This window comes from Polyangiaceae bacterium, assembly GCA_015075635.1.
GTDB lineage: Bacteria > Myxococcota_A > Polyangia > Polyangiales > Polyangiaceae > JADJKB01.
This window is the reverse complement of sequence record JABTUA010000001.1, coordinates 2,795,682-2,821,090: the sequence shown is the minus strand read 5'-3', so window position 1 is coordinate 2,821,090 and position 25,409 is coordinate 2,795,682. Positions and strand designations below refer to the sequence as shown.

Here is a 25,409-nt window from a genome sequence, read left to right as displayed (position 1 = left end):
GTCTAGAGCCCCTTGCGGCGCTTCATGTCCTCCATCATGCGCCGGTATTCGACCTCCCACAGCGCGCTGCCTTCTTCGACGTGCTTGAGCTGCGCGCGCACTTCCTTCTGCAAGTCCTCCTCTTCGCCCAGCTGGCGGCGCAGCGGCTCGCGCATCCGGCGCCGGAGCTCGTAGTCCTCGGCGAAGACCTCCTCGACGTTGTTCGAGTGCATCAGCATCTCGAGCAGCTGATCGAGCAGGTAGTCGATGGCCTCGTCCCCCAGCTTCAGCTTGCGCTGGTCGGCGACGAGCCGCTTGATCTTGCCGAGGTCCGTCGGCGGAAGGTTGCGCGCGGCCAGCATGTCCTTGGCCTTCTCGCTCACCTCGTGCTCGTCTCGGACGTACTGGTTCAGCACCGCCTCGATGTCGAGCTGCATCTCCTTCGGGGACTCGGTCTCGACGGAGCCGTCCTTGGTCAGCAGGCTGACCATCTCCGCGGCAATTTGAGGGACTCGGGCGGCGTGAATGCGCATGGCGGCCGAGTCGTAGCCGCACGCCGCCGGGAAAACAACGAGAGATCCTGGCCTCGACTTGGGCAGTCGTGGGACGATGCGAGGCCGGCGGAGCCCTCCTCGGGGCGAGCAGGAGTCGCCCGTATTCCACCGGTCGTGCTGGCCGGGCGACCTCGAAGAAATCAGCAGCTACCGGGACCCCCCGGGCGCGAAAGCGCGCGACACGAGCCTAGCCCCGGCGCTTCGGGTCCCGCGCCGGGCGTGCTCCGAGCCGCAAGCGGCGCATCACCGCCGCGCGCTGGCGGAGCTTGTAGGCGTCGTGGCTGGCCTCGCCGGCCTCGTTCATCGCCTCCGTCTCGGCGTCGAGCAGCTGGAACTCGCACAGCATGTAGACCACCGGTCCCAGATTCTCGCAGCCGGCGGGGGCGAGCTCCATCAAGTGCTGGGGGACGCGCAGCGGCACGTCCGCCACGAAGTGGATGACCCGGTAAGTCCGTGCGCTGAAGCGGTTGTCGCCGGGGGTCAGCTGGTCGTCGATCTTGCCCTGGAAGCGCTCCACCATCTGGCTCAGGTGAGGCACCGCCTCGCAGAAGCTCCGGAAGTGGAAGATCGTGTTCGTGCTCTGGTCCGGGACCACGTAGTTGAACGGAAACAGGCGCTCCGACAGGTAGTTGAGCACCGGCAGGAGGTGCTCCCGGGTCCGTGTCACGATTCGGAAGCGGAGCTTGTCGTAGAGGGCCGCCGAGGTCGCCTCCGGTTTGGACAGGAGCTTGGTGTAGGTCGAGTCGAGGTTCTTCCGGCCACCGACGAACTCGGTGATGGGGAAGCCCTCGCTCAGCATGGTGCCCACCACCCGGTAGACCTTCTCCTCCACGAAGTGGAACAGGTCACGGTCGCTGATCGGTAGGCGGAAGAGCAGCTCGCGCCCGGCCATGTGGTTGATGATGTGTACCGTCTTCAGGATGGTGCAGGCGCACATCTGGCGGTGGCCCTTGCCGGAGGCCAAGAGCAGGAGGTCTTCCAGCGACGCCCGCTCGACCGGCTTCGGGATCGCGAAGGCGAACATGCGGCGCAGGTAGCTGACCGCCTCGTTCCTGACGTGATCGAGGTAGGCGCGATCGGTCGCGGGATCGAGCTCGTGGTTTCTGACGAACTGGTCCGCCGCTTCGCGGGTCTCGAGGTTCAGTCGATGCCAATCGATGACCGAGTCACCGCGCAAGATCACTCGCAGCGCCTCGACGTCGTGGAGCGTGAGCTCCTGGAGGGTCTTGAGGCGAGGGGATCCAGACAGCGAGGGGCGCTCGCCGGACTCGGGTGCGCTCTCGTTTTCCGAGCTCTGCTTCAGGGTCCAGGCTGCTGGGTGACGGCACGGCCCACTGCGGGCCGCCTGAGCCCGAGAGTGCCGAAGAAAATCCCCAGCGTCAGCCCTAGAACGGCGAGCTGGGCGCCCATCACGCCGGTGCCGAGCAAGAGCACCAGAGGAACCAGGGCGACCAGGTACAGGATTGGAGATTTGACCATCAGCAGCATGTTGGAGCGTCCAGCGAAATCCCCCGGGGAAACCGGGCCTGATGGCCCAGCTCAGGTGCGCGAATGGCTCGAGTGCTCAAGAGGTAGGATACGGTAAGAGCGTGTAGGTGATCCTGCCACTCAGATGGCCGACGGGGCAAACTGTTAGCGGCGCCCGCCGAGGGGCTCAACCCCAATTCGTCAGCTCCACTTATTTAGGTAGGAGCTTCGCGCACCGCTCCGGAAGCTGTCACCAGGGGCCCGCGTTTGTTAGCTTCCCCTCCCGTGAAGCTGATGGTGCCTCGGTTCTTCGGCATGGCGCTGCTGCTTCCGCTCGCGGGTTGCACGACGGTCGAGCCCGGGCAGGACTTCAACATCGCCGACGTCGTGTACGACGAGAACTTCTACTACTGCCGCATCGAGCCGATGCTGTTCCAGCAGAAGTGCGGCCCGGGCGACCCTGCCCTGGGAGATGGCACGGGCAGCTGCCACTTCAACGTCACGAGCTATCGGCTCACCAGCTACACGCCGCTCTTGGGCGACCCGGACGGGTGCGGTGGAACGCTCGTGCCGCCGACGGCGCCCACACCCGAGGCCAAGACGAACTACAGCGCTTCGCAGGCCAAGATGCAGCTCGACCCCAAGCTCGCTCCGCTCTTGAACCGCCCCATCGGCGAAGCCGCGCACCCGCGGAAGATCTTCGAATCCAACAGTCCGCCGGCGGACCTGATCCGCGAATGGGCGACCAAGTTCTCCACGCAATGAGGCTCCTCTCGTCCCTGCTTCTCGCCGTGTCGCTGTTGGGTGCGGCAGTCCCCGTCCGCGCGGCGGAGGACGATGAGGACATCGACGCGTTCGCCAAGGTGGTGACGGCCGAGGCGGAGCTGCGCTCGGGCCCCGGGGTCTCACACCGCGTGATCTACGTAGCGTCGCGCGGTGAGACCTTCCTGATCGAGGGTCGCGAGAGCTCTGGCTACTGGCTCAAGGTGGTGCTGCCGGACGGCCGAGTCGCCTACGTGCTCGGCGACATGGTGGAGGCGGTCGCCGCGGGCCCCGACGCGCCGGAGGGGGCCGTCAAGCCGGGTTTCTTTGCGCCCCCGGCCCTGCAGACCGCACGCGGCGGCTTCGCGATGATGGCCGGTCTGTTCGACAGGGACGGCTACGTGGAGCTCCGGCCGGCGCTGGTATTGGCCCCGGCCATCGCCATCGAGCCCTACGTCGGGCTCGCGCTGCAGCAGGACTCGCGACGCTTCGTCTACGGCATCGGCAGCACCCTGGTGCTGATGCCGGATTGGGCCATCGCCCCCTTCGTTCACGTGGGCGGCGGCGGCATGCACGAGAAGCCCAACGACGAGTTCGTGCGCAGCGAGGCCGACTTCTTCCACGCGCGGGCCGGCGGCGGCTTCTTGATTTCGTTGCGCTGGCGCATCCTGATCCGCGCCGAAGCCAACAACACCATCCTGTTCACCGAGGATTCGTACAAGAACGTGCAGACCTACTATGGGGGGCTCGGGACCTACTTCTGAGCCAAGGACGGACGCATGAAGAAGTCTCTTCTAGCCTCGACTCACGCACCCTTGGTAGCCGGAAGTCCCGCTGCGATGCCGTTTTCACACCGTCGTCGACAGACCCCGACCTGCCAAAAATGGGCGAGTCATCCTCTGTGCGATCCAGGCATCCACCGGCCCCGCCGGTTGTATCCGTGGGTCTTCGCCACTCCTGCCGATCGTGATCTGCTCATGGCAAGACTGCACAAGTCGAGTCTGGCACTCGGGCTCCTGGCGCTCGTCGCCCTCTCGACTGCCTGCGCCACCGTGCGCCCGGAGCAGCGCTCGATCCTCGCCGATCCGGTCATGCAGTTCGAGAGCGAGTCGCCGGAGGAGGCGCAGCTTCAGCACGTGCTCGAGAACAGGGAAGGGTCCTTCGGCGGGGGCTCGGTCAAGGGGGGCGGCTGCGGCTGTAACTGATGCGCCTTCGCCGATCTCTCCCCGCTCGCTCGCTCTTCGGCACGCTCGCCGCGCTGTCGGTGTGCGGGCTCGCGCCCGAGGCCAGCGCGCAGGTGGTCGAGGTCGACCTGAACGGCGCCGCTTTCCACGAGCCCAGCGAGAAGAGCGCGATGACGGTCTACAATCCCGGCGCCACGCTGACCGTCCTGCCCTGGGACTGGCTGAGCGTGGGCGTGCACTGGGAGGCGGACATCGTGACCGGCGCCAGCGAGCCGGTGAAGGCGGGCCCGCTGGCCAGCCCGGACGTCATCTCGCAGGCGTCGGTCACCGACACCCGCCACCTGGTCTCGCCCAGCTTCACCCTCAGCCGCAAGAACACCTCCCTCACCGCCTCGTACACCTATGCCGCCGAGTCCGACTACCAGTCGCACTCTCTCGCGGTCATCGCCGGCACGGAGTTCCTCCAGCGCAACACCCGGCTCGAGCTGTCCTACGCGCGCGGCTTCGACAAGGTGTGCAACGTCGCCTTCCCACGCAATCGCGATCCTTCGGTGCGCGCCCCGCTCGACAGCTCCACCGGCTGCTTCACCGCGGACGCCAACCGGCAGTCCCTTCAGATCGACCTCGACACCTTCGGCGCAGCCTGGACGCAGTCGTGGACGCCGGTCTTCACCACCCAGGCCATGCTTTCGTTCGGGCTCCAGAACGGGTTCTTGGGTAATCCGTACCGCGGCGTGGTGATCGGCGCGTCCGGTCAGGTCGCCCAGGAGCACCACCCGGAGAACCGCGCGCGGTTCGCCGGGGCCCTCAAGGCGAAGTACTTCCTGCGCGGCCTCGACATGATGGTGGGTGGCTCCTTCCGCGGTTACCGCGACACCTGGGACATCCAGAGCCAGACCTACGAGATCGAGGCCGAGCGCTACATGCTGCCGTGGCTCCGCCTGGCGGCGAAGGCGCGCTTCTACAACCAGACCGGCGCGCTCTTCTGGAGCGACGACTACACCGGCGGCGAGCCGACCTACGGGCCGCGCGGCCAGTACTGGTCCGGCGACCGCGAGCTCTCGCCGCTCAAGAGCTACCTCCTCGGCGGGCGAGTGCTGGCCAGCTGGAAGGGCACGCGGGACAAGCGCCTGGCGGGCATGCTCTTGGACTTCGCGGCCGGCGCGAGCCTGGACGTGATCCAGACCGACCTCGAGGACTTCACGCTGGCGGGCAAGGAGCCCGACGACACGACGGCGTTCGTGCTGGGCTTGTCGATCCACGGCGGCTTCTGAGCGCCCTTCCCGCAGCCTGGCGGGGAGAAGAGGTGCGCCACGAACGCCACGACGCCACGAACGCCACGAAGAAGAAGAAGAAGAAGAAGCAATCTTTGTCTCAGAGGCAGAGGCGCAGGCCTCAGCCGACGAGCGCTTGCCGCACCTGCAGGAGCGCTTCCGGCAGGGCGCCCAGCACGAGCTGTGCGTCGAGCCGGAGCACGCGGTAGCCGAGGCGCCGGAGCGCCCGTTCCCGCCGCGCGTCGGCGGCGACTCGCCTGCAGTGGTAGCCCCCGTCCACCTCGATGACGAGCCTCGCCGAGGGCACGACGAAGTCCGCGATGTAGTTCCCGAGCACCACCTGACGGCGGACCTCGACGCCGAGCTTCTTGGCCCGCAGCGCCTGCCAGAGGGCGGCCTCCGACTGGGTCAGGCGTGCGCTCCGGGCTGCATCGAACCCCGCCGTAACCGACTTGCCCCCATCGACCTGTCCTACCCGCCGGCAGTAGGACGAAGCGCTCGGGTCTGACACCATAGTCTCTTCTTCTTCTTCTCGTGGCGTCGTGGCGTTCGTGGCGTCGTGGCGCAAAACTCACGGCCAGAACGTCACCAGAAGCGGCGGGCTCTCGGGCGCCAGCCGAAGCGCCCAGGTCTGACCCCAAAGCCTCTTCTTCTTTCGTTGCGTCGTTGCGTCGTTGCGTCGTTGCGCAACATCTCTGGTGGCGCCGGGGCTAGGGGGTGTCCCTAGTTCGGTGTGCGACCGAGCGGCTCGATTCGCGCCGCTCGGCGGTCAGCCGAGCCCCGGAATCACTTGGACAGTCTGGTCATGATCAGATCTCGATCCGCCAATGAGGCGTGAGTGCGAAGACCGGCCGGGGCCGGCGCCGGCCGTTTCGACCAAACGGAAGCGTCGCGTGGCGCTTGCTGCCGCCAGCGGAGCGCGAATTAGGGACACCCCCTAGCCCCTGAGGCCGTGCTTGCGCGCCAGATCGTACAGGTGCTTGCGGTCCATCTTGGCTTCGCGCGCCGCTGCGGAGATGTTGCCCGCGTGGCGTTCCAAGAGCCACGCCACGAAGCTCTTCTCGAACTCCGTCTCGTAGCGGGCCTTCACGTCGCGGTAGCTCTCCCCGGCCGCGAACGCAAAGGCCTGGGGACCGCCCTGCCGGTGCGGCGCGCTGACGGGGAGATCGACCAGGCGCAGGTCCTTCTCGCCGCTCGCGGTCGCGATGTAGATGGCGCGATCGAGCACGTTGCGGAGCTCTCGGACGTTGCCCGGCCAGTCGTGGGCCGAGAGGGCAGCCACCGTGTCCTTGGTCAGCCGCACCTCCGCGGCGTTCGGGTCGCGCTTCTTGGCGATCTCCAGGAAGTGCCCGACCAGCATCGGGATGTCCTCGCGCCGCTGGCGCAGCGCCGGCACGTGGATGGGCACCACCGCCAAGCGGAAGTAGAGGTCTTCGCGGAACTTCCCGCGCTCGACCTCGTCCTTGAGGTTCCGCTTGGTCGCCGCCACGATGCGAGCGTTCGCTTTCATCGTCTTGTTGCCGCCGACGCGGCGGAACTCGCCGTTCTCCAGCACGCGCAGGAGCTTCGGCTGCACGTCGAGGGGGAGCTCGCCGACCTCGTCCAGGAACACCGTGCCCTTGCCGGCGGTCTCGAAGGCGCCCTGTCGCGTCGCGACGGCGCCGGTGAAGGCCCCTCGCTCGTGACCGAACAGCTCGCTCTCGATCAGGTTGTAGCTGACCGCGCCGCAGTCCACGACCACGAACGGCTCGCTCGCGCGCCGGCTCTTCTGGTGGATGCTGCGCGCCAGGACGTCCTTGCCGGTGCCGGTCTCGCCCTCGAGCAGGACCGGCGCGTCGGTGGGCGCGATGTGCTCGAGCACGCCGAACAGCGAGCGCATGGCCAGGCTCGGACCGAGCGCCTCGCCGAACTCGCTCGACTCGCTGGGCAGGATGTGGGCGCGATTGGGCTCGCTGCGCAGGATCACGTCCACGTCGCCGACGGTGAGCGTGGCGCCTGGCTCGATGGTCGCCTCGCGCACGATGGTGCGCCCGACGCGAGTGTGGTTGGTCGAGCCGAGATCCGCGACCGAGATCCCGGTCGGGCTGCGTCGGAGCTCGCAGTGGTGGCGAGACACCGTGTCGTCCGGCAAGACCAGGTCGTTGTCGGTGGCCTTGCCGATGCGCACCAGCTCCCCCACGGCCAAGCGCTGCCCGCGGGCCTTTCCCGTGACCACCACCAGCACCAGCTCGTCGGGCGGGCCCTCGCGAGGGCCCGCCGCGCGGGTCGCCAGATCAGGGGGCGCGACCGGGTCTCTCATGGGGTGTCTTCGAGCGGCAGGACGGTCTCGTGGCCGTCGAGGTTAACGCGACGGACGTAGCTTGTCTCTCTCACGCCGCCGTCCGCCGTCGCCCGCTCCACGTCGAGCGAGACGACGTAGCGGCCGTTCGGGAGCGAGACGCTGTGACGCACGCTCTCGGTCGGCGCCGAGGTGTAGCTCAGCGTCGCCCCGCTCCGCGGCTCCACCTCGCCCTCGCGCGTGTAGCTCACCGTCAAGCGGCGCACCGGCGCCCCGACGCGGAACACCAGCACCTGCTCTTGGGGCAGCGACGGCAGGAGCAAGGCCGCCGCCGCGCCCAAGCCGAGCAGCAGCAGGGCCCGCGGTCCGAAGCGGCGCCAGAGCGGAGGGCTCGCCGCTCCCGTCTCGCTCATGGCTTCGCGCCGGCGTCAGCGGCGGGCGGCGCGGGCTTGGCAGCGTCGGGGGCGCGCGGCGCTGCCGCGGCGTCGGTCGCACCCGACGCGTCCGCGGGAGCGCCGGCGTCGCCGGCGGGCGGCGCGTCGACGCGCTTGGCGTTGAGCAGACGCACCAGCTTCACGAGCTGCTGTACCGTCGCGGGCGGCAGCTGGAACTTCGGCATCTGTCCCTTGCCCTGGGTGATGCTGGCGGCGATCTGCTCGTCGCTGGCGCTCTCCTGCCACGCCGGATCGGTCAGGTTGCGCGCCTTGACGGGAATGCCCTTCGGCCCGTCGCCGCGCCCGATCACGCCGTGGCACGGCACGCAGTTGGCGCGCCAGGCGGCGAGCGCGACCTCGTCGATGCCCATCACGCCGGTCTGCCCGCCGTCTGTCATGTCGGTCTGCGCGACGTTGGGGTTCTCGGTGTGATCGTGATCGGTGGCGCGCCACTCCCGCGTATCGGACGGGGTCTGGCTACAGGCGGCCGCGAGGAGGGCCAGGGACGCGAGCAGAGGTCGAAGCATGCGCTTGCCCCCCAATAGCACGCGGGCCGGGGCGCTTGGGAGCGCTCCGGCCCGGATTTCGGCTCGCAGGCGGCCCGCGGCCGCCCCGAGTCGTGCGATCTCACATGTCGAAGACCTTGCCGCCGGCGGTCGGGTCCATGCCCAGGTAGGGCTTGCCCTTGAGCTCGGCGATCTTGAACTCCGTGCGGCGGTTCTGCGCGCGGCCTTCTTCCTTGCTGTTGTCGGCGATGGGCTTCTTCTCGCCGAAGCCCACGGCGATCAAGCGCTCCTTGGCCACGCCCTTGTCCACCAGCCACTTCTTGATGGTGAGCGCGCGCTCACCCGACAGCTTCTCGTTGTCCGCAGGCTGACCGACGTTGTCGGTGTGGCCCTCGACGCGCAGCTTGGTCACCTGCGGGTTCTCGTCGAGGAAGATTTTGAGCTGCTCCAGCACGACCTCGCTGCCGGCGCCTTCCTTCAACGTCGCCTTTTTGGTGTCGAAGACGATGTTGCCCGGGATCTGCACGCTGTCGCCCTTCACCGTCGCGTTGCTCTTTTTCGGCGCGGGCGCGGGCTCGGTGGTCGGAGCCGGAGTGGGGGCCGGTGCCGGTGTGGCCGCGGGCGGAGGCTGGGGCGGGTTCTCGGCCTCGGCACCAGTGCGCGTGGTCACCGTGCAGCCCGCGAGATACGCCAGACCCACGAACGTCAGCATGAAAGAAGTGTTTCGCAGCATGTTCTCCTCCGTCGGCCGTCGCGCCAAGCGGCGCGCCGTATTCCTCGGCCCTTGGGCCGCAAGCGGTAGTCCAATTCACCAGGTGATGGCAAGGCCGCCCTCGTGGGCCCGCGCGCTCTGATGGACGGGCGAGCCCCTGGGCCTGTTCAAGATACGGCCCACAAACGCCGAAGCCCCCCGGGTTTTCGGGGGGCATCGGGCGATTTTTCGGCTGCGAGAGCTCAGCCGGGGTTGGCGCAGGGGTCCGGCGGGGCCTCGGCCGGCGGGGCCACGCCGCCCAGCTGGACCGCGAGCCCTTCGAAGCCCAGGCCGACGCTGATGCCGTCGCAGAGCTTCGACGAGTCGCCGTTCGTGCCGTCGGCCATGATGTCGCTGGCGGCGCGGATCTGCTGGGCGATGCTCTCGAAGGTCTGCCCTTCGCACAGCGTCGGGTCGAAGCCACCGGCCACCTTCTTGAGCTCGTTGATCAGCTGCTCCGTGGGGATGACGCCGGCGATGATGCCCTTGGTGGCCTTCGCGCCCGCGCCCGCACCCGCCAGGTTGGCAGTGATCTGCGAGTTGGTGATGTTGAGCGCCAGGTTGAAGCCCTGGATGCTCACGGTCAGGTTCAGATCACCCTTAGAGCCGCTGACCCAGGTGCCACCCGCGACGTAGGAGTCCGGGAACGAGACCTTGGGGCTGTCGATGTTGCCACCGTTCAAGAGCTCCGGCAGGACCGGCCACTTGTCGGTGCCGTCCCACTTCGGCGCCGAGCAGTTCGGCTCCGTCGGCGTCGCCGCGCAGTCGGGCACCATCGAGTCGAACTTCGCGCCACCGTAGAGGCCGGTGGCGATGCCGGTCTGCTCCGCCTTGTCCTCGAGCTTCGCCATCTTCAGCATGATGGTGAAATCACCGGAGGCGAGCGACTCGCTGATGGTGCTCGACGGGTTCGCCGCCAGCGACGCGATGATCTTCACCAGGTTCGAGCCGAAGGAGTTGTCGATGCCGTCCGTACCGTCGGTCTGCACGCTCGACTTGGTCGCACCCTCTTGGTACTTGCAGTGGTTGGTGCCGTTCTTGGTCGAGACGATGCCGTCGATGTTGAAGCCGATCTCGCGCCAGGCGTTCGGATCGGGGTTGCCCGAGAAGTCCGTGTCGCCCAGGAAGAGCTTGTTCATCGCGATCACGGTGTCTTCAGCGCCGGCAGCCGGGGCGCCGCTGCCCTTGGCCGGAGGCTGACGTCCGGTCTCGACGGGGTCGGGGCCGCCGGAGCCGCCGCCGGTACCGCCAGTGCTGCTCGAACCGCCGCTGTCGTCGCCACCGCAGGCGAACGCGGAGAGCGAACCGATCAGGCCAACTGCAAGAAGCGTAAGGTGTCGACGTCGAAGCATGCGATGATCCTCCTGGTAGCTGTGGGCAGGCCTCGACGGTCGGCTAGCTGACCGACCCGGGGTGAAGCCGCACCCTCGGCCCGGGGCATCCTAGCGGGAAAGCCTCTCATTGCAAGCCCGAGGCAGCGTTGCCTCGATGTGGTGAAGTGTAGGCGGACCCATCCCGGCCAAGCGGCGCGCGGGTGGTGGTAGGACAGCCCTCTCGCGCATGGCCGCCGACTTCGTTCACCTGCACGTCCACACGCAGTTCTCGTTCCTCGTCAGCACGGTGAAGCTCGATGCGCTGGTCAAGCAGACCGCCGCGCTCGGCATGAAGGCGGTGGCGCTGACCGATCATGCCAACATGTTCGGCGCCATCCGGCACTACACGAAGTGCCGCGCCGCAGGTCTGCTGCCCATCCTGGGCGCCGAGCTCAACGTCGCGCGGCCCGACGGCAAGGGCGTGGTGGACCACCTGGTGGTCCTCGCCGCCAGCAACGAGGGCTACTCGAACCTGGTGCGGCTGGTCTCCCACTGTCACGTCAAGTCCGCCTCCGACTGGTCGCCGAGCGTGACCCTCGAGGACGTGGCGGCGCACGCCAAGGGGCTGGTGGGCCTCTCCGGATGCCTCGGCGGGGTGGCGGCGCAGCGCATCCTGGAGCAGGGACCCGACCACGGCGAGAAGGTGCTGGTCGAGCTGCGCGACGTGTTCGAGCCCGGCGCCTGCTTCGTCGAGCTCCAGGACCACGGCTTCCCCGAGCAGCGCGTGGTGAACCGCGTGCTCGTGGACGCGGCCAAGCGGCTCGCGCTGCCGGTGGTCGCGACCAACGACGTGCACTTTCTGGAGCGCGGGGACGGTGAAGCGCACCTCTACCTGGACTGCATCCGGCAGAACCGCGTGGTGGCGCAGGAGCGCGCCGGCCACCACGGCAGCTTCGAGATGTTCTTGAAGAGCCCGGACGAGATGGCGGAGACCTTCCGCGAGCTGCCCGAGGCCATCACGAACACGCTCCGCATCGCGGAGATGTGCGCAGGCGTGAAGCTCAGGCTGGGCGAGCCGATGCTGCCCAAGTTCCCCGTGCCGGAGGGCTACGACATCGAGGGCTACTTCCGCCACGTCTCCCGCGAGGGGCTCGAGAAGCGCTTCGCGCAGTTTCGCGCGCTCGGCGCGCCGGTGGACGAGGCCGCCTATCGGGCCCGCCTCGAGCTCGAGCTCGACGTGATCGCGAGCATGAAGTACCCGGGCTACTTCCTGATCGTGTGGGACTTCATCCGCGAGGCCAAGGCGCGCGGCATCCCGGTGGGTCCCGGCCGCGGCTCCGGCGCTGGATCCATCGTGGCCTACGCCCTCGGCATCACCGAGATCGATCCCATCCCGTACAACCTGCTGTTCGAGCGCTTCCTGAACCCGGAGCGCGTGAGCATGCCCGACTTCGACGTCGACTTCTGCATGTCGCGGCGCGACGAGGTCATCGCGTACGTCGCGGACAAATACGGCAAAGACAGCGTCGGACAGATCGCGACCTACCAGAACCTGAAGGCGCGCAGCGTGATCAAGGACGTGGCGCGCGCCATGGGCATTCCCGCTCAGGATGCCCAGCGCATCGCCAGCCTGGTTCCGGATCTGGGGCAGGGCAAGACGGCCACGGTTGAGCAGGCCCTCGAGATGGAGCCCAAGCTCGAGCAGCTGGTCGGGGCCGATCCGCAGGTGGCGGAGCTCTTGACGCAGGCCAAGAAGCTCGAGGGGCTGACGCGCCACGCGGGCATGCACGCCGCCGGCGTCGTGATCAGCGACGGACCGCTGGACGACCACGTGCCGTGCTTCCTCAGCGACTCGAGCATCGTCACGCAGTACGACAAGGACGACGTCGAGGCCGCGGGCCTGGTGAAGTTCGACTTCTTGGGGCTGAAGACGCTGACGGTGATCGACATCGCCGAGCGCCTGGTCAACGCCCGCCCGGACCGCAAGGATCAGCCGCTCTCGCTCGCGCTGGTGCCGCTCGACGACCGCGAGACCTACCAGCTCATCTCCAGCGGCGACACCACCGGCGTGTTCCAGCTCGAGTCGAGCGGCATGCAGAACCAGATCCTGCGTCCGCTCAAGCCGGACTGCTTCGAAGACATCATCGCCGCCGTCGCGCTCTACCGGCCGGGACCGCTCGGCACCGGCATGATCGACGACTTCATCGGCGGCAAGCACGGGCGCAAGCCCATTCGCAAGCTGCACCCCTTGGTGGACGGCGTGCTCGCGCCGACCTACGGCGTGCCGGTCTACCAGGAGCAGGTGATGCAGATCGCCCAGCGCCTGGCCGGCTATTCGCTCGGGGGCGCCGACCTGCTCCGCCGCGCGATGGGCAAGAAAAAGGCGGAGGAGATGGCCAAGCAACAGGCCGCGTTCCTCGAGGGCGCCAAGAACAACGGCGTCAGCGAGGAGCAGGCGCTGGCCATCTTCCGCGAGGTGGAGGGGTTCGCCTCCTACGGCTTCAACAAGAGCCACTCGGCGGCCTACGCCCTGGTCACCTACCAGACCGCGTACCTGAAGGCGCACTACCCCACGGAGTTCTTTGCCGCGCTCCTGACCGCGGACAAGGACAAGATCGACAAGGTCGTGCGCACCATCGCGGAGGCGCGGGCGTGGGGTGTCAGCGTCCTGCCGCCGGACATCAACGCCAGCGCCCTCGATTTCAGCGTCGTCTACCAGTTCCCGGAAGGGCGCGGTCCGGCGCGGGGGCCGGGCAAGCTGCGCGACCGGCTCGGCCCGCAGATCCGCTTCGGCCTCGGCGCGGTGCGCGGGTTGGGGCAGGCGGCGCTCGAGACCGTCTTCGAAGCCCGCGACGCCGGGGGGCCGTTTCGAGATCTGTTCGACTTCGCCGCCCGCGTGGACGCCAAGCGCCTGAACAAGGGCGTGCTCGAGGCGCTGGTGCAGTGCGGCGCCTTCGACAGCGTGCTCGGGCCGAAGGGAGTGACCCGCGGCCGCGCCTACGCGGCCATCGACCGGGCGCTGGAGCGCTCGCGCAGCTCGAGCCGCGACCGCGAGCGCGGCCAGACCACCCTGTTCGGCATGTTCGACGCGGTGAGCGAGAAGCGCGAAGGCGAGCAGACGACCAGCACCGACGAGTACCCGACCGTCATCGAGTGGGACCGCCTCGAGGCCCTGCGTCGCGAGAAGGCCGCGCTCGGCTGCTACGTGTCCGGCCATCCGCTCCTGCGCTACGGCAACAAGCTCTCGCGTCTCGGCGCCATCGCCAGCGTGAAGGTCGCCGCCGAGGCCGCCTGGAGCATGGCCAGCGTCGCCGGCATGGTCGAGGGCTGGCAGGAGAAGCTCTTCAAGGGCGGGGCAGGGGGCAAGGCGGCGTTCTTCGAGGTCGAGGACATGTACGGGCGCGTCAAGGCCAAGCTGCGCGGCGACCGTATCGACACCTACGCGCCCATCCTGACCTCGGGCGAGCCCGTCCTGGTGACCGGCAAGGTGAGCTTCCCCATGAGCGACGACGCCACGGATGAAGAGAAGGAGCCGACCCTGCTGGTGGACTCCGCCGAGCCGCTCTCGGACGCGGTGCTCAAAGCCACGCGCTCGCTGTCGATCCGGTTGGCAGCCGAGCGGACCGCCAAGAGCCAGCTCGAGGCGCTGCGCGACCTCTTGCGCGAGTCCCCCGGGTCTTGCCCGGTCGAGCTGGTGCTGGAGCTGCCCGGCGGAGCCGAGGCCGTGCTGGCCCTGGACGGCACCCGCGTCACGCCGAGCGACCTGGTCCTATCCGGACTCGAGCGGATGTTCGGCACGACGGTGGCGGAGCTGCGCTAGGGGCCTGGCCGTCCGGCGGACGCGGGCGGACGCTTCAGGTCACCGCGTTTGGGGCCGGGGCCCCAAACGCCACGTGTGCGGCCCCAATCGCCGACGAGTTCGTCCTCTCCGCTTTCTGTCAAAGCCGCTGGCGGAGCTGATATCCTTCGAATTCCATGAAGGACGCCCGGGCCGAGCTGGTGCGCATCGACGCCTCGGGCGTGGCGCACCCGATCGGCATTACGGCCAGCCAGCGCATGCGCGCCCGGGAGGGCGCGTTCCGGCTCTTGCCGTCGCCGCGCCACGTGGTCTTGATGCGCCTGACCGGCGAGGACGGCAAGCGGGACCGCGAAGACGGCGCCATCGTCCGTCTGGCCGGCGAGATTACCGCGTCCGGCGAGGTCACCGACGTGCTCGCGATGGTCGCGCAGGCCAACTGGCGTGGAGAGCTCGTGGTGCTCGACGCGGAGCACACGCGCTCGATCTTGTTCGAGCAGGGCAACATCGTGGGCGTGCAGACCACCTGCGACGATGAGCGGCTCGGCAGCGTGCTCTACCGCTACGGCGCCATCACCGCCGACCAGCGCCAGACCATCGTGGACAAGATGAAGGGCGGCGCGCGCTTCGGCGAAGCGGCGTCGCAGGCGGGCCTGGTGTCCAGCGAGAAGCTCTACAACTACATGGGCAAGCAGATCGAGGAGGTGGTGTTCGCGACGCTGACGGTCAGCGACGGCACGTTCTTCTTCCTGGACGGCTTCGATGCGGCGCGGCTCATGTCCCAGCACATGGTCAGCGCCGGCGCTCTGCTCATGGATGCAGTGACGCGCATCGACGAGATGAACTATTTCCGGCAGAAGATCCCGACTGCGCAGTACGTGCCGGTGAAGCTCGAGAACACGACGCAGCCGCCGGAAGAGCTCCGCGAGACCCTCGGCGGCGTCGACGGCAAGAGCAGCGTCGAGGAGATCGGACGCAAGACCGGCAAGGGCGAGTTCGTCACCGCCAAGCGCCTGTACGCGCTGGTTCAGAGCAAGCACGTCGCCATCCACCCGCCGCGGGCGGAAGGCGGTCCGGTCGGTCTGGTCTCGGCTGCAAACAGCGCGCTCCTGGTCATCCACCGCTACGCGGATCAGGCAGGGAAAGGCCAGGCGCTGCGCGAGAGCCTGGCCTCGTTCGCCGTCGGCGCCGGCGTCTACGACATCCTGTTCCGTGGGGCCGGTCCGAACGGCGAGGGCGTGCTCGAGCCCAAGGCGGTCGCGGACAACTCCGTGTTGGTCGCGTTCGGCTCCGATCCGGAGAACATGCTCAAGCAAATGCTGCACGAATACGTGAGCTTCGCCCTGTTCAGCGCGGGCACCGCCCTCGGCAGCGAGAAGGAAAATGAGCTGAAGCGCGAGGTCGGCGCCGTGCTCGGCAAGCTCCGCCCGCAGGGTTGACGCGCCGGGCTTGCCAGGCGCGACGATCGAGCTAGTCTCGGCGCGCTTTGCTTCGTCTTCGCGGAGGTTGATCATGAAGTTCGTCGTCTGGTCGGGGCTCGGGTTCTTCTTCACGTCGGTGGTGGTCGCTTGCAGCTCCGGTGCCGGTGGCGGCGGCGCAGCGCCCTGCGACGATGCGGGCCTCTGCCAGGCTCCGTTGGTCTGCCAAGCTGGGTACTGCGTCATGCCGGAGGCGAGCGCTGGAGGCGGTCCCAGCGGCGGCATGGGCGGCATGCCGAGCGGCGGCATGGGTGGCATGTCGAGCGGCGGCACGGGCGGCATGCCGAGCGGCGGCATGGGTGGTATGCCCAGCGGCGGCGGCGGCGGTCCCAGCGGTGGCGGCTCGGGCGGCATCCCGCCCGGCGGCGGCGGCGGCCCCAGCGGCGGTACCGGAGGCGGCAGCGCGAACTGCACCTCGAGCACGCAGGGCGCCACCTGCAACGACGTCTGGGACACGACCACCGCGTGCGGGACCTGCATCGTGAGCAAGTGCTGCTCGCAGACCAACGCCTGCTTCGCGACCAAGGAGTGCTCGGGCTTCTTCGAGTGCATCATCGACAACTGCGCCACGGCGACGGACATCCAGACCTGTGCGTCGCAGTACTGTTCGGACTGCGCCACGACGCAGTCCATCAACCTGTTCAACGCAGTGAACACCTGCGTGGACCAGATGTGCGGCACCGAGTGCGCGTGAACCCGAGGCCCGTGAACGGCCGGACACGGCCGTTCTCGGAGCGCAGCGAAATCCCGACGAATCCTCACTTGGCCGGCGCCTTGCTAGGCGCCGGGCTCATGAGACCACTCGTCCTTTGCCTGGGCGGCCTTGCCCTCTTCGTCGGCGCCTGCGGCTCCCGCGCGCAGCCCGCCCAGGGTCCCGACCCCGAATACTCCGACCAGGAGGAGTACGCGAACACGCCGACCGCAGGGCCCGGCTCCGAGTCCAGCAGCGGCTACTACGGCGCCGGCTCGAGCGGAACGCCGGAGCACAGACCGGCGCAGCCGAGCGCGCGGCCGTGATTGCCCCGTAGGCAGTGGGTCGACAGGGATTCGAACCCTGGACCGACGGATTAAAAAGCGGGACCAGTCCTGCAATCCGTCTGCGCTCTCCGAGAAAGACGCTGCGCCGTGCACCGCTCAAGTGCCTCCAAGCGCCTCCAACACCCCCTCCGTGGGGCAAGCTGTGGGGCAAGACGTCATCGCGCGCGAGGCATGGGATCGAGCGCTCGGCGTCGCGCTCGAGGCCACCGCCGACGAGCTCGCGGCCGCTCTGCCCGCGGATGCGGTCGAGCGGGCGCTGGCTAACGCGCTGGCGAACGCGCGCGCCTCGGGTGACCTCCGCGCCGAGGCCGAGCTCGCGAACGCGCTGCACGCCCGCCAGAGGGCCCGAGCGGAGACCGTGGACCTTGCGGCCGAACGCGCCCGGCGCGCCGGGAAGGGGCGGCCGTGACCGAGCTCATCATGCTCGCCGCCGGGCTCGCGCTCGGCGCTGCGTTGATCTGGCAGTCCGTCCGGGTGGAGTAGCGGCGAGAACGGCGCTAGAACAAACCGGCCGGCGCACGCTGCTACCCGTGCCCGGCCGGAAGGGACGATCGTGACGTCCGACAAGAAGCTACAGCGCCCCCAAGCGAACGGCAACGTTGACCCTTGGCTCGTCGCGGCCGCGAACGCCGGCTTGACGCCGACGGGCACGGCGCAACTCGCGCTGAGCAGGGCGCTTGTCGCCTGGCATCGCGCTGCGCTCAACGGTGATCAGATGGCGCGCGCGATCGAGGTGGCGTTGGCCGGAATTGACCAAGCGGTGCTGAGGGGCGACATCGAGGCGCTGGACGCGAAGGGCGGGCCCGTGCGTTGGGCCCGACGCTACCTCGGCGAGCACGTCGGGCTTCACCCCTACGTCACGCGCGCCGAGCTCGCGCGGCGCTTCGTCGCGCGAGCTGCAGCGGCCTTGGAAGACCACCGGGCCGAACTGGACACCGAAACTGTATCCAAGGCGGTCGCCCTCGAGCTCGGCATGCTTCTCTGGCAGGGAGTCGGGGCCGGCCTCGTGCCGAAGTGCGGCGATCAGGTCGAAACCTTCCTGCGGATTGCCGAGGCGATCCGGGCGGCGGCGAAGCGCCGCCTGGACGGCAAAGGCCTCGCCGTCGCAGCGCTGAAGGGTTGGGGGCTGACCGGAATCCAGGCGCGCTCGCTCCTGCAGGACAAGGACGTCTGACTACTTCGGCGCCGATCTAGTCAGACCCTGGACCCGGGCGTTGCTCCGCCAGCATCTTGGCGTCGATGTTGCGCCGACTCCCGAACCCGGATCTTCGCGAACGAGCTCGCCAGCTGATCGACGAACGCGGCGCCGATCGTGCCGCGAAAACCCTGGGAATCGGCCGTGAGAGTGCGATGCGGCTGGCCGCGGGACTTCGCGTCCGACGCGGCACGATCGCCCTGGCGGAGAGGGCGCTCGAGCGCCTCGAGGTCTCGCCGGCCGAACAACTGGACCCCGAGGAGCTACCGTGAGCCGCGGCACCCGCACCGCGCCGACGGCGCCGGTCGCGCCCCTGCTCGTCGGGCCCGACAACGCGGTCGCCGCGCTCGGGTGCTCGTGGCGCGAGGCTCTCGCCCTCGCTCGCTCGGTCGGCGTGCCGGTGGTCGAGGTCGGCGAGCGTCGTCTCATCCCGGCGCGCCAGCTCGCCGAGGCCCTCGAGCGCGGCGCGGCGGAGCCCGAGCTCGACCCCGAGGCCGCGGTGCTCGCGCGCCTCGGCAGGGGGCGTCGATGATCGCTCGCCCCGCCCCGGTTGACGCGCTCCCAGCCCGCCCCCCTGCCGTCGACGCGCTCCCGATCGACGACGGCGAGCAGCGTGCGCACGAGCTCCGCGCCCGCATCCTCGCGGCTCCCGAGAAGGCAGGTTTCCCGACGTGGCCGCACGCCCGGGTGGGCGCCCCCGAGATGCGCCATCCGCTGCTGCTGGCGTTCGTCGCGCGCTGGAGCGAAGGCGGCGCGGTCCTGACCGGACCGACCGGCATCGGGAAGTCCACGGCGCTCGTTGCGCTCGCGAACAGGCTCGCCGCGGATGCGGCGGCGCTGGCGGACTCGCCGGCGTGGAAGCAACTGCGCGCGTGGCGAATGCTGCGTCGCGCCCGCTACCTCACGGCCGCCGAGCTCGTGCGCGCGGTGAAGGGACACCGGCTCGGCGCCGGCACCGCCGACGCGCTCGAGCACGCCTTCGGCGCGTCCTGGCTCGTGATCGACGACTTGGGCCACGAGGCCGGCGGAAGCGAGCCGCTCATCACGGAGATCGTCGACCGGCGGTATCGCGACCGGCGGCCCACGCATGCGGCGACGGGGCTCACCCTGGCCGAGCTCGCTGCGCGCTACGGCACGGGCACGACCCGAAAGTTCTGGGAGCCCCGGGGCATGGTCGTGGAGGCGTGGTGAGCGAGCGGCCGTTCACCCTCGAGGTCATGTGGGCCGCGGCTCGGAGCGACTTGCCCGAGCAGCTGAAGCACGTGATCCACGTCCTGGCGCTCCACGCGAACGCGGAGACCGGCGTCGCATGGTACGGCCAGGCCGAGCTTGCGAGCGCGGTCGGCTGCTCGCCTCGCGAGCTACGGGAGCGGCTCCGGGACATCGAGGCCGCGGCGTCGCCGGCAGGGCTCGAGGTTCGCGTGCGTGGCCGGCCGGGAGCACCGTGGCAGGCGCGGATCGTTCGGTCGCCCGTGCGGCTCGAGCGATCGGCCCGAGGTCGGGAAGGGGGCGGGCGGACCTCGGACACGTGGCGCCTCGTGCTCGCGGAAACCGGAAGGGCTCTGCCGCTTTCAAAGCGGAACGGCTCTGCCGCTTTCGACGTCGAAACCGGCACACATCTTCCGCTTTGCTTCGTGACCAAACCGGAAGAGATCGGGGGGGCAAACCGGAACGACTCTGCAGGCGAAAGCGGAACACCTCTTCCGAGGATCGTCGGAGGATCGTCGGAGAGATCGTCGGAGAGTTCCGCGCGCTGCGCTGCGCCGGCACCGAAGCCGAAGAAGGCGCCGAAGAAGAAGACGCCGAAGCACGAGCACACCGAGCAGCAGCGGGCCGCCCATGGCGCCGTCGTCGAGGCGTATGCCCTCGCGTTCGAGCAAGCCACGGGTTCGAAGCTCAAGACCTTCGACGGCGCCGACGGCGCGGCCGTGTACCGCCTGCTCGAGGCATCCGGCTGGGACGTCGAGACCGCCACGCGCACGGTGCGGAATGCCGTGCTCTCGGACTTCGGAGGCACGACGAGCATCAAGGCGATCGCGACCGACCCGAAGCGCTTCGCCCTCCTGCGCCGTCGCGACGCCAAGCCCGGCTGGAAGCCCCAGAGCGGAGGCTCCGTGGACCTCGAGCGCGGCCGCGAGAATGCGCGGCGCCTGCTCGCCGGAGGCGCGTCATGATGGCCAGCTCGAGACACCTCCTTAGGGCACCCCTACCCGGCTCAGAGGGCCGGACTGGGCTCATGCTCGAGGAGCCCGCGCGCATCGAGAAGCTCCTCGCCTACGCGCTGACGTGGGGCCGTTTTTACCCCCTCCCGGGTGGGCCCCAGACCTACAAAGAGGCCGCCTCTCACCCGGTTTGCGCCGTTTTTCCGCCGCCATTTGGCAGCCAAACGAGCGGAAGGGGCTGGATTCATGCCGCGTAAGCTGAATCCCTCGCTCGTTCGCGAGATCAAGAAGCTCAAGGCGCGCAACGCGACGCACGAGGAGATCGCCGAGAAAACCGGCGTGTCGCGCGGGACCGTGTCCAACGCGCTCCGCCAAGTGAAGCCAGCCAAGCCAGCCGCGTCGACCAAGGGCGCGCCGGCTGCGCCCTCGTCGCCAGAGCCCTCGGCGCCCCTGCCCGTCGAGCCCATGACGCCCGAGGGGCTCCTGCTAGAGCTGCAGCGCGAGCTCGCCGACCTCCGGCGGGACGCGGAGCAGGCTCGCAAGAACGGGGACGACGCAGGCCTCTCCCGGACTCAGCGGCTCCGCAGCGCCCTGCTCTGCCTGGCGACACGGATTCAACGCTCGCTGCCGATCGCCGACGACATGGTGCTCGTGTCGCGAGACGCGCTGGAGCAGGCCGCAGCGAGCGCCCGCGCGAAGATCCTCGAGCGCATGCGTCGCTCGGCGAGAGGGGGCGCATGAGCCGACCCGCGACCGCTGCCGAGCTCGACGGCTTCCGCGCCGTGCTGGACACGCTCCTCGCCGAAGCGTGGCTCGCGGCCCTGCGCGGCCGTCCCGACGTCGCCGCGCTTTTCCTCGAGGCCTCGGCGCCGGGCCTGGCGCTGCTCGCCGGCGTCGCTCGACGAACCGGAGGCCCGTCGTGAGCGCCTCGACCAGCCGGGTCTTCTCGTCCGTGACGCTCGCGAGCGGGGTCGTGCGCATGATCGGCGCCATGGCGTGGCCCGGCGAAACGCCGAGCGTGAGCGTCACGCGGTACGACGGCGGCCGCCGCATCGGGCGCACGGCCTTCTACGTTGGACCCGCGGTCGACGCCCTGGTCGAGGCATTGCGCCGCGCCGGCGAGTCGCGGTTCAGCGGGAGAGAGGTAGTAGCCCTCTTGCCGCACGGGAGCGAGCTGGAGCTCGAGATCTCCGTCGAGCGCTCGCACAGCCGCGGCGCGGTCGTGACGTTCGTCCGTGTCCGCCGCCATGACCGCGAGCGCGTGGGCAACGCCACGGTCATCTCCGGCTCAGAGCGCTCATCCCTTGGCCACGCCTGCAGGTGGGCACGCGAAGCGGCCGCGCAGCGCCAAGAGGACGATGACGTCGAGCGCTTCCCGGGCACGGAGGCGCCATGAGCGGGCCGCTCGGCAATCCGCGATGGGGCGAGCTCATCGGGCGCACCACGCCCTCGAGCGAAGAGCTCCGGATCCTGCTCTGCGTGTACGCGCAGGAGCGGCTCGGGTTCGTGCTCGAGTGCGGTGCCGAGCTCGCCCTCGTGTTCGCGGTCATCGTGGCCGAGCGCGAGGCCGAGATCGTTGAGCTCGCGCGACAACATCACCGCGGCAGCGCCGCACAGCAGCAGAAGGACCTTTCATGAAAGCCAGCATGATCCCGACGGAGAACGAATTGCGCACACAGGCGGTCGAGGCGCGCCTGCGTCGAGAGCACGACGAGAGCGCCGAGAAGAACGCGCGGCTACGGCTCGAGCGGCTCGAGCAGCTCGAGGCCGATGCGAAGCAGGTGCGGGGGCCGCGGCGCGAGCTGATCTTGCCCGTGGTGTCGGAGCTGGTCGCCAAGGCCCGCGCCGACTTCAAGCGCTACGACGTCGCCGCGAAGGCGCTCGACCGCGCCGAGGCCGAGTGCCGGAAGGCCGCGAGCGCTGTCGACGTCGCGCACTCGCGCCGCGCCGAGGGAACCATCGACGCTCGCGAGGCGCTCGAGCGCCAGAATGCTTGCGTCGTCGCTGAGGCCGCCGAGGCGTGCCGCTTCCGGGAGTTCGCGGAGGCCAGGCGCGCGGCGAGACTGCCCGTGGTCGACGTGCCCACCGAAGCCCGGAGAGCCGAAGATTCGACGCGGGCTCTCGCGGTGGACTTCGTCGAACACGGCGCGGACTTCTCGCACGACTACCACCGGCCCTCGCCCGACGTCCGCGGGCTCGCCTACCTCGAGGGACGCCGGGCGCCGGCGATCGTGGCGTGGTTCTCGATCTTCGAGCTCCGCGAGCTCGCCGGCCTCGAGGACAGGTGCAAGGCGCGCGACAAGCAGCGGACGAGCGCCGACCTCGAGCAGCTCTTCGCCGTCCGGTGGGGTGAATTCGAGCGCATCGAAGCCCTGCCGCCGGCGCAGCGCGAGCGAGAGCGCACGCCATGATCCGCAAACGAACGCCTTCCGAGGTCCGCGCGGCGCTGCTCGCGCGCGGCATCGCGGTCGGCGCCTCAACTGAGATCGTTCTCGAGCAGCCCAGAAAGGAAACGAACACCATGATTCGCAAGCACGGCCTCACGGGGCTGGACCCCAAGCAGGCACAGAAGGCCCTGGACGGGATCGACAAGATCCTCGCGCAACTCTTCACCGGCTACGATCCCGAAAAGGATCGCAGCGACGCCATCCACGCCTGCGAGGGCGCGGTCGGTGGGGGCGACGGTGCCGAGGCGGAGGAGCCACCGACGGCACCGACGGCCATTGCACGGCTCTCGCAGCGCGAGCTGGACATGTGCAGGAAGTACGGCGTCAAGCCCGCAGACTACGCGCGGAATCGAGACGCGATTCGCGCGAAGAGCCCGTCGGGGCGTCGCGCGTGACTTGCCGTCACGGCTTCCACCCCGGCCGGTGCCTGGCGCCCGCGTGTGAGAACGCGCCGGCGCCGGGCGCGAAGCCTCGCCCCGCCCTGCGTCGCGGCGTCCGCGAGGTCGCCGGCACCCGCCTGGAGGTCCGGGACGTGCCGGACGTGCGCCGCGGCGTGCGCGACGACGTGGACACCGCGGCAGGGACGAAGCTCGAGCACCTGTCCCGCGACGAGGCCGCGGCCGCCCGAAGGCTCATCGGGAACCTGCAGGGCGCCGAGGCCGCGCGCGCTCTCGGGCTTCACTCGCCCGTGACCATGTACCGGGCGCTGGCGCTGCAGCCGATCCATCCGCTGACCGCCGCAGTCGTGCGCGCTCGCTTGAAGGCTGGGAGATCATGACCGTCATCGATACCGCAACCTCGCTCGCCGCAGTTGACGCCGCGCTCGCCGGACTCGCCGGCGTGAACGCGGAGCTCGGGCAGAAGATCCGCGACGAGCTCGCGAAGCTCGGGGCGCAGCTGTCCGCCCACTGGACGTCGGAGATCGACGACGCGAAGGGTGCATGGATCGCGGCCGCAACCGCGGTCGCAGCCCAGGCGCTCGAGGCGGCTGACTACGCCTACGGCGAAGCCGGCCAGCCGGCGCCGCCGGCGCTGACGTTCAACCCGTACGACTCGACCGCGATCACGCAGAGGCTCACCGCCGCGGCCGCGCTCGTGGCTGGCAACGTGTTCCTGGTCGGCGCGCTGGGCAAGCACCGCTCGGCCTTCCAGTCCGCCTTCGCTGGCGCCCGCGTCGAGGCCGCATCGGACTATGTCACGGGGCCGCGCGACCACATCGAGCGGCTCTCTTGGTCGACGTCGCCTGCGCAGGTGGAGCGCGCCGCGTACGTCCAGATCCAACGGGCAACCGCATGGCTCGCGCTCATCGCCTGAAGTTGGCAAGCGCCAGCCCCGGCGACGTCGTCGGCTCGGGGCAACTCGCGAGCGGTCCGCCTCGTGGCAGGGCCCGCCATGCCCGGGCGGGGCAGGTCTCCGACGTCGACCAGGTCGAGGACACTCGACGCCGTCGACGGCTGGCCGCGCGGCGCCCGCGCGCGTCACGAACGCGGACGTTTCGCGCCCCGGAGCTCGGGCGGTTTCCATCGACGGGGCTCCGGCGTAGGCTGGAATTGAAAAGGCCCCGCGGCGTGCAACCGCCCGGAGCCCCGACTCACAGGAGGTTAGATCCCATGAGCACGAAGAGTGTAGCGAACGAAGCGGGCGGAAAGAAGCGCGGGCAGGCACGTGCCAACCCCACCGATCGGCAGTCCCGGGAGTGGCTCGCCGTCGAGGTCGCGGACGGGATCGGCGAAGTCCGCGCCGAGCTCCGGGACGCCTTCGAGGCCTTGACCCTGGCGAGCTCGGAAGGCTGCGCCGAGAGCCACGACGGCCACGCCAACCTGGCTCTCGCCCTGGTCCGGGCCGAGAGCATGCTCAACGCCATCGAGCGCACAGCGCGCGCGGAGCTCGCGGACGCCGCCCTCGGCGCTCGCCCAGCGGGCGCCTGGCGCGCGCAGGGCCTAGCGCGGCCGGAAGTGGACGCGAACGAGCGCGCCGCCGGCGAGGAGCACGCCCATGGCTGACCTCTGCAAAGACCTCGAGGCCGTCGAGGCCGAGCTCCGCGAGCAGTGGAACGAAACGCGCCGGCGTTGGGGCGAGGTCTTCATCGCCGTCCACGCCGCACGCCAGGCGAACAGCGTCGGCGACGACGCCGAAGCCGTGCGCCGTCTCCTGGCGGCCGAGCGCGCCTACGTCGTCGCGACCCTCGGCACCGCGGACGCGCCCCTCGAGCCGTGCGATCTGCTCTTCCAGGTCGCGGAGGCCGCGGAGCAGGTAGGGGCTGACCGTGGCTGACGCGGGCGAACGGGCGACCGCGCTCCACGAAGCGGCACATGCCGTCGCCGACGAGCGATTGGACTTCGGGTGCGCCGAAGTCAGCATCGAGCCAAGGCCCGGCACACTCGGGCGCGCCTCGCATGTGTATGAGGACGGGACCGACGATGACCTGATTCTTGCCCTTCTCGTGGGGTACGCCGCCGCAGTGCGCGGTGGAGAAGACCCCGCAGACGCGAAGGAAGGGGCGAACGAGGACCTCGAGCGCGCATCCGAGATCCTGGCGCGGAGCGGCCGAACCGACCTCGGCACGCACCTGGCGAGAGCCGAGGCGTTCGTTCGCGACAACTGGCCCGCGATCGAGCGCGTCGCTGCCGAGCTGCTCGAGTGGTGCACGATCGGAGGTCAGGAGCTGCAGGTCGTGCTCGACGTCGCAGACGGCAACGCGACGGACGAAGATCTCGCCCGCTACCGATTGATGAGCCGCAGGGTCGGGCGGCTACCCGAAGGGCGCCCCAACGGAGGCGAGCATGCTTGA

The 25,409-nt window shown here is 69.6% G+C and carries 34 protein-coding genes; 25 read left to right on the top strand and 9 right to left on the bottom strand.

What is annotated here, in order from left to right; all coding sequences use genetic code 11:
* Positions 1 to 2: 2 nt before the first annotated feature.
* The 3 genes from HS104_12750 to HS104_12740 form a co-directional block, all read right to left on the bottom strand.
* Positions 3 to 512: a DUF507 family protein gene (locus HS104_12750; protein ID MBE7480836.1), complete on the bottom strand. Its 510-nt coding sequence runs from the start codon at positions 510 to 512 to the stop codon at positions 3 to 5.
* A gap of 208 nt (positions 513 to 720) precedes the next feature.
* Positions 721 to 1,782 (bottom strand): TIGR04552 family protein, encoded by a 1,062-nt coding sequence (locus HS104_12745; GenBank protein MBE7480835.1) that lies wholly within the window; start codon positions 1,780 to 1,782, stop codon positions 721 to 723.
* 50 nt (positions 1,783 to 1,832) lie between these two features.
* Positions 1,833 to 2,012, bottom strand: coding sequence for a hypothetical protein (locus HS104_12740; GenBank protein ID MBE7480834.1), 180 nt, complete (start codon positions 2,010 to 2,012; stop codon positions 1,833 to 1,835).
* 273 nt (positions 2,013 to 2,285) lie between these two features.
* On the opposite strand from HS104_12740, the gene HS104_12735 reads away from it, so the two are divergent.
* From HS104_12735 to HS104_12720, 4 genes are all read left to right on the top strand, one after another.
* The gene (locus HS104_12735) at positions 2,286 to 2,765 is read left to right on the top strand and encodes a hypothetical protein (protein ID MBE7480833.1); all 480 of its coding nucleotides are present in this window, start codon (positions 2,286 to 2,288) and stop codon (positions 2,763 to 2,765) included.
* Positions 2,762 to 3,526 (top strand): SH3 domain-containing protein, encoded by a 765-nt coding sequence (locus HS104_12730; protein ID MBE7480832.1) that lies wholly within the window; start codon positions 2,762 to 2,764, stop codon positions 3,524 to 3,526. Before HS104_12735 ends, HS104_12730 begins: the two co-directional genes overlap by 4 nt.
* Before the next feature lie 213 nt (positions 3,527 to 3,739).
* A complete protein-coding gene (locus HS104_12725; GenBank protein ID MBE7480831.1) occupies positions 3,740 to 3,967 on the top strand; it encodes a DUF4266 domain-containing protein in 228 nt (75 codons plus the stop codon).
* Positions 3,967 to 5,220 carry a DUF3570 domain-containing protein gene (locus HS104_12720; protein MBE7480830.1) on the top strand — a complete coding sequence of 418 codons (1,254 nt, stop codon included), beginning with the start codon at positions 3,967 to 3,969 and terminating at the stop codon, positions 5,218 to 5,220. Before HS104_12725 ends, HS104_12720 begins: the two co-directional genes overlap by 1 nt.
* 121 nt (positions 5,221 to 5,341) lie before the next feature.
* Here the strand turns inward: HS104_12720 and HS104_12715 are convergent, their stop codons facing one another.
* The 6 genes from HS104_12715 to HS104_12690 form a co-directional block, all read right to left on the bottom strand.
* A complete protein-coding gene (locus HS104_12715; GenBank protein ID MBE7480829.1) occupies positions 5,342 to 5,734 on the bottom strand; it encodes a DUF559 domain-containing protein in 393 nt (130 codons plus the stop codon).
* 423 nt (positions 5,735 to 6,157) lie between these two features.
* Complete coding sequence (locus HS104_12710) at positions 6,158 to 7,519, bottom strand: sigma 54-interacting transcriptional regulator (protein MBE7480828.1); 1,362 nt, start codon at positions 7,517 to 7,519, stop codon at positions 6,158 to 6,160.
* On the bottom strand, positions 7,516 to 7,911 hold the full coding sequence (locus HS104_12705) for a hypothetical protein (protein MBE7480827.1): 396 nt from the start codon (positions 7,909 to 7,911) through the stop codon (positions 7,516 to 7,518). The genes HS104_12710 and HS104_12705 overlap by 4 nt, the downstream gene beginning before the upstream one ends.
* Positions 7,908 to 8,459, bottom strand: coding sequence for a cytochrome c (locus tag HS104_12700; protein MBE7480826.1), 552 nt, complete (start codon positions 8,457 to 8,459; stop codon positions 7,908 to 7,910). Before HS104_12700 ends, HS104_12705 begins: the two co-directional genes overlap by 4 nt.
* 100 nt (positions 8,460 to 8,559) lie before the next feature.
* Positions 8,560 to 9,171 carry an OmpA family protein gene (locus HS104_12695; GenBank protein ID MBE7480825.1) on the bottom strand — a complete coding sequence of 204 codons (612 nt, stop codon included), beginning with the start codon at positions 9,169 to 9,171 and terminating at the stop codon, positions 8,560 to 8,562.
* 221 nt (positions 9,172 to 9,392) lie between these two features.
* Positions 9,393 to 10,541: a hypothetical protein gene (locus HS104_12690; protein ID MBE7480824.1), complete on the bottom strand. Its 1,149-nt coding sequence runs from the start codon at positions 10,539 to 10,541 to the stop codon at positions 9,393 to 9,395.
* Between the two features lie 208 nt (positions 10,542 to 10,749).
* On the opposite strand from HS104_12690, the gene dnaE reads away from it, so the two are divergent.
* From dnaE to HS104_12585, 21 genes are all read left to right on the top strand, one after another.
* Positions 10,750 to 14,322, top strand: coding sequence for a DNA polymerase III subunit alpha (dnaE, locus tag HS104_12685; protein MBE7480823.1), 3,573 nt, complete (start codon positions 10,750 to 10,752; stop codon positions 14,320 to 14,322).
* Positions 14,323 to 14,477: 155 nt separating this feature from the next.
* Entirely contained in the window at positions 14,478 to 15,737 is a 1,260-nt protein-coding gene (locus tag HS104_12680) for a DUF4388 domain-containing protein (protein ID MBE7480822.1), read from the top strand.
* Positions 15,738 to 15,810: 73 nt separating this feature from the next.
* Complete coding sequence (locus HS104_12675; GenBank protein MBE7480821.1) at positions 15,811 to 16,470, top strand: hypothetical protein; 660 nt, start codon at positions 15,811 to 15,813, stop codon at positions 16,468 to 16,470.
* Positions 16,471 to 16,568: 98 nt separating this feature from the next.
* Entirely contained in the window at positions 16,569 to 16,793 is a 225-nt protein-coding gene (locus tag HS104_12670; protein ID MBE7480820.1) for a hypothetical protein, read from the top strand.
* 151 nt (positions 16,794 to 16,944) lie between these two features.
* Positions 16,945 to 17,223 (top strand): hypothetical protein, encoded by a 279-nt coding sequence (locus HS104_12665; protein MBE7480819.1) that lies wholly within the window; start codon positions 16,945 to 16,947, stop codon positions 17,221 to 17,223.
* A gap of 144 nt (positions 17,224 to 17,367) precedes the next feature.
* Complete coding sequence (locus tag HS104_12660) at positions 17,368 to 17,988, top strand: hypothetical protein (protein MBE7480818.1); 621 nt, start codon at positions 17,368 to 17,370, stop codon at positions 17,986 to 17,988.
* A 56-nt stretch (positions 17,989 to 18,044) separates the two neighbouring features.
* On the top strand, positions 18,045 to 18,281 hold the full coding sequence (locus HS104_12655; protein ID MBE7480817.1) for a hypothetical protein: 237 nt from the start codon (positions 18,045 to 18,047) through the stop codon (positions 18,279 to 18,281).
* A complete protein-coding gene (locus HS104_12650) occupies positions 18,278 to 18,541 on the top strand; it encodes a hypothetical protein (GenBank protein ID MBE7480816.1) in 264 nt (87 codons plus the stop codon). The genes HS104_12655 and HS104_12650 overlap by 4 nt, the downstream gene beginning before the upstream one ends.
* Positions 18,538 to 19,200, top strand: coding sequence for a hypothetical protein (locus HS104_12645; protein ID MBE7480815.1), 663 nt, complete (start codon positions 18,538 to 18,540; stop codon positions 19,198 to 19,200). Before HS104_12650 ends, HS104_12645 begins: the two co-directional genes overlap by 4 nt.
* A gap of 443 nt (positions 19,201 to 19,643) precedes the next feature.
* Positions 19,644 to 20,183: a hypothetical protein gene (locus HS104_12640; protein MBE7480814.1), complete on the top strand. Its 540-nt coding sequence runs from the start codon at positions 19,644 to 19,646 to the stop codon at positions 20,181 to 20,183.
* 234 nt (positions 20,184 to 20,417) lie between these two features.
* Entirely contained in the window at positions 20,418 to 20,912 is a 495-nt protein-coding gene (locus HS104_12635; protein ID MBE7480813.1) for a hypothetical protein, read from the top strand.
* Positions 20,909 to 21,094, top strand: coding sequence for a hypothetical protein (locus HS104_12630; protein MBE7480812.1), 186 nt, complete (start codon positions 20,909 to 20,911; stop codon positions 21,092 to 21,094). The genes HS104_12635 and HS104_12630 overlap by 4 nt, the downstream gene beginning before the upstream one ends.
* Complete coding sequence (locus HS104_12625) at positions 21,091 to 21,567, top strand: hypothetical protein (protein MBE7480811.1); 477 nt, start codon at positions 21,091 to 21,093, stop codon at positions 21,565 to 21,567. The genes HS104_12630 and HS104_12625 overlap by 4 nt, the downstream gene beginning before the upstream one ends.
* Positions 21,564 to 21,809 carry a hypothetical protein gene (locus HS104_12620; GenBank protein MBE7480810.1) on the top strand — a complete coding sequence of 82 codons (246 nt, stop codon included), beginning with the start codon at positions 21,564 to 21,566 and terminating at the stop codon, positions 21,807 to 21,809. The genes HS104_12625 and HS104_12620 overlap by 4 nt, the downstream gene beginning before the upstream one ends.
* Positions 21,806 to 22,582 (top strand): hypothetical protein, encoded by a 777-nt coding sequence (locus HS104_12615; protein MBE7480809.1) that lies wholly within the window; start codon positions 21,806 to 21,808, stop codon positions 22,580 to 22,582. The genes HS104_12620 and HS104_12615 overlap by 4 nt, the downstream gene beginning before the upstream one ends.
* Entirely contained in the window at positions 22,579 to 23,013 is a 435-nt protein-coding gene (locus HS104_12610; protein MBE7480808.1) for a hypothetical protein, read from the top strand. Before HS104_12615 ends, HS104_12610 begins: the two co-directional genes overlap by 4 nt.
* On the top strand, positions 23,010 to 23,396 hold the full coding sequence (locus HS104_12605) for a hypothetical protein (protein ID MBE7480807.1): 387 nt from the start codon (positions 23,010 to 23,012) through the stop codon (positions 23,394 to 23,396). Before HS104_12610 ends, HS104_12605 begins: the two co-directional genes overlap by 4 nt.
* Positions 23,393 to 23,932 (top strand): hypothetical protein, encoded by a 540-nt coding sequence (locus HS104_12600; GenBank protein MBE7480806.1) that lies wholly within the window; start codon positions 23,393 to 23,395, stop codon positions 23,930 to 23,932. The genes HS104_12605 and HS104_12600 overlap by 4 nt, the downstream gene beginning before the upstream one ends.
* Positions 23,933 to 24,228: 296 nt before the next feature.
* Positions 24,229 to 24,621 (top strand): hypothetical protein, encoded by a 393-nt coding sequence (locus HS104_12595; GenBank protein MBE7480805.1) that lies wholly within the window; start codon positions 24,229 to 24,231, stop codon positions 24,619 to 24,621.
* Complete coding sequence (locus tag HS104_12590) at positions 24,614 to 24,892, top strand: hypothetical protein (GenBank protein MBE7480804.1); 279 nt, start codon at positions 24,614 to 24,616, stop codon at positions 24,890 to 24,892. Before HS104_12595 ends, HS104_12590 begins: the two co-directional genes overlap by 8 nt.
* Positions 24,885 to 25,409, top strand: coding sequence for a hypothetical protein (locus tag HS104_12585; protein MBE7480803.1), 525 nt, complete (start codon positions 24,885 to 24,887; stop codon positions 25,407 to 25,409). The genes HS104_12590 and HS104_12585 overlap by 8 nt, the downstream gene beginning before the upstream one ends.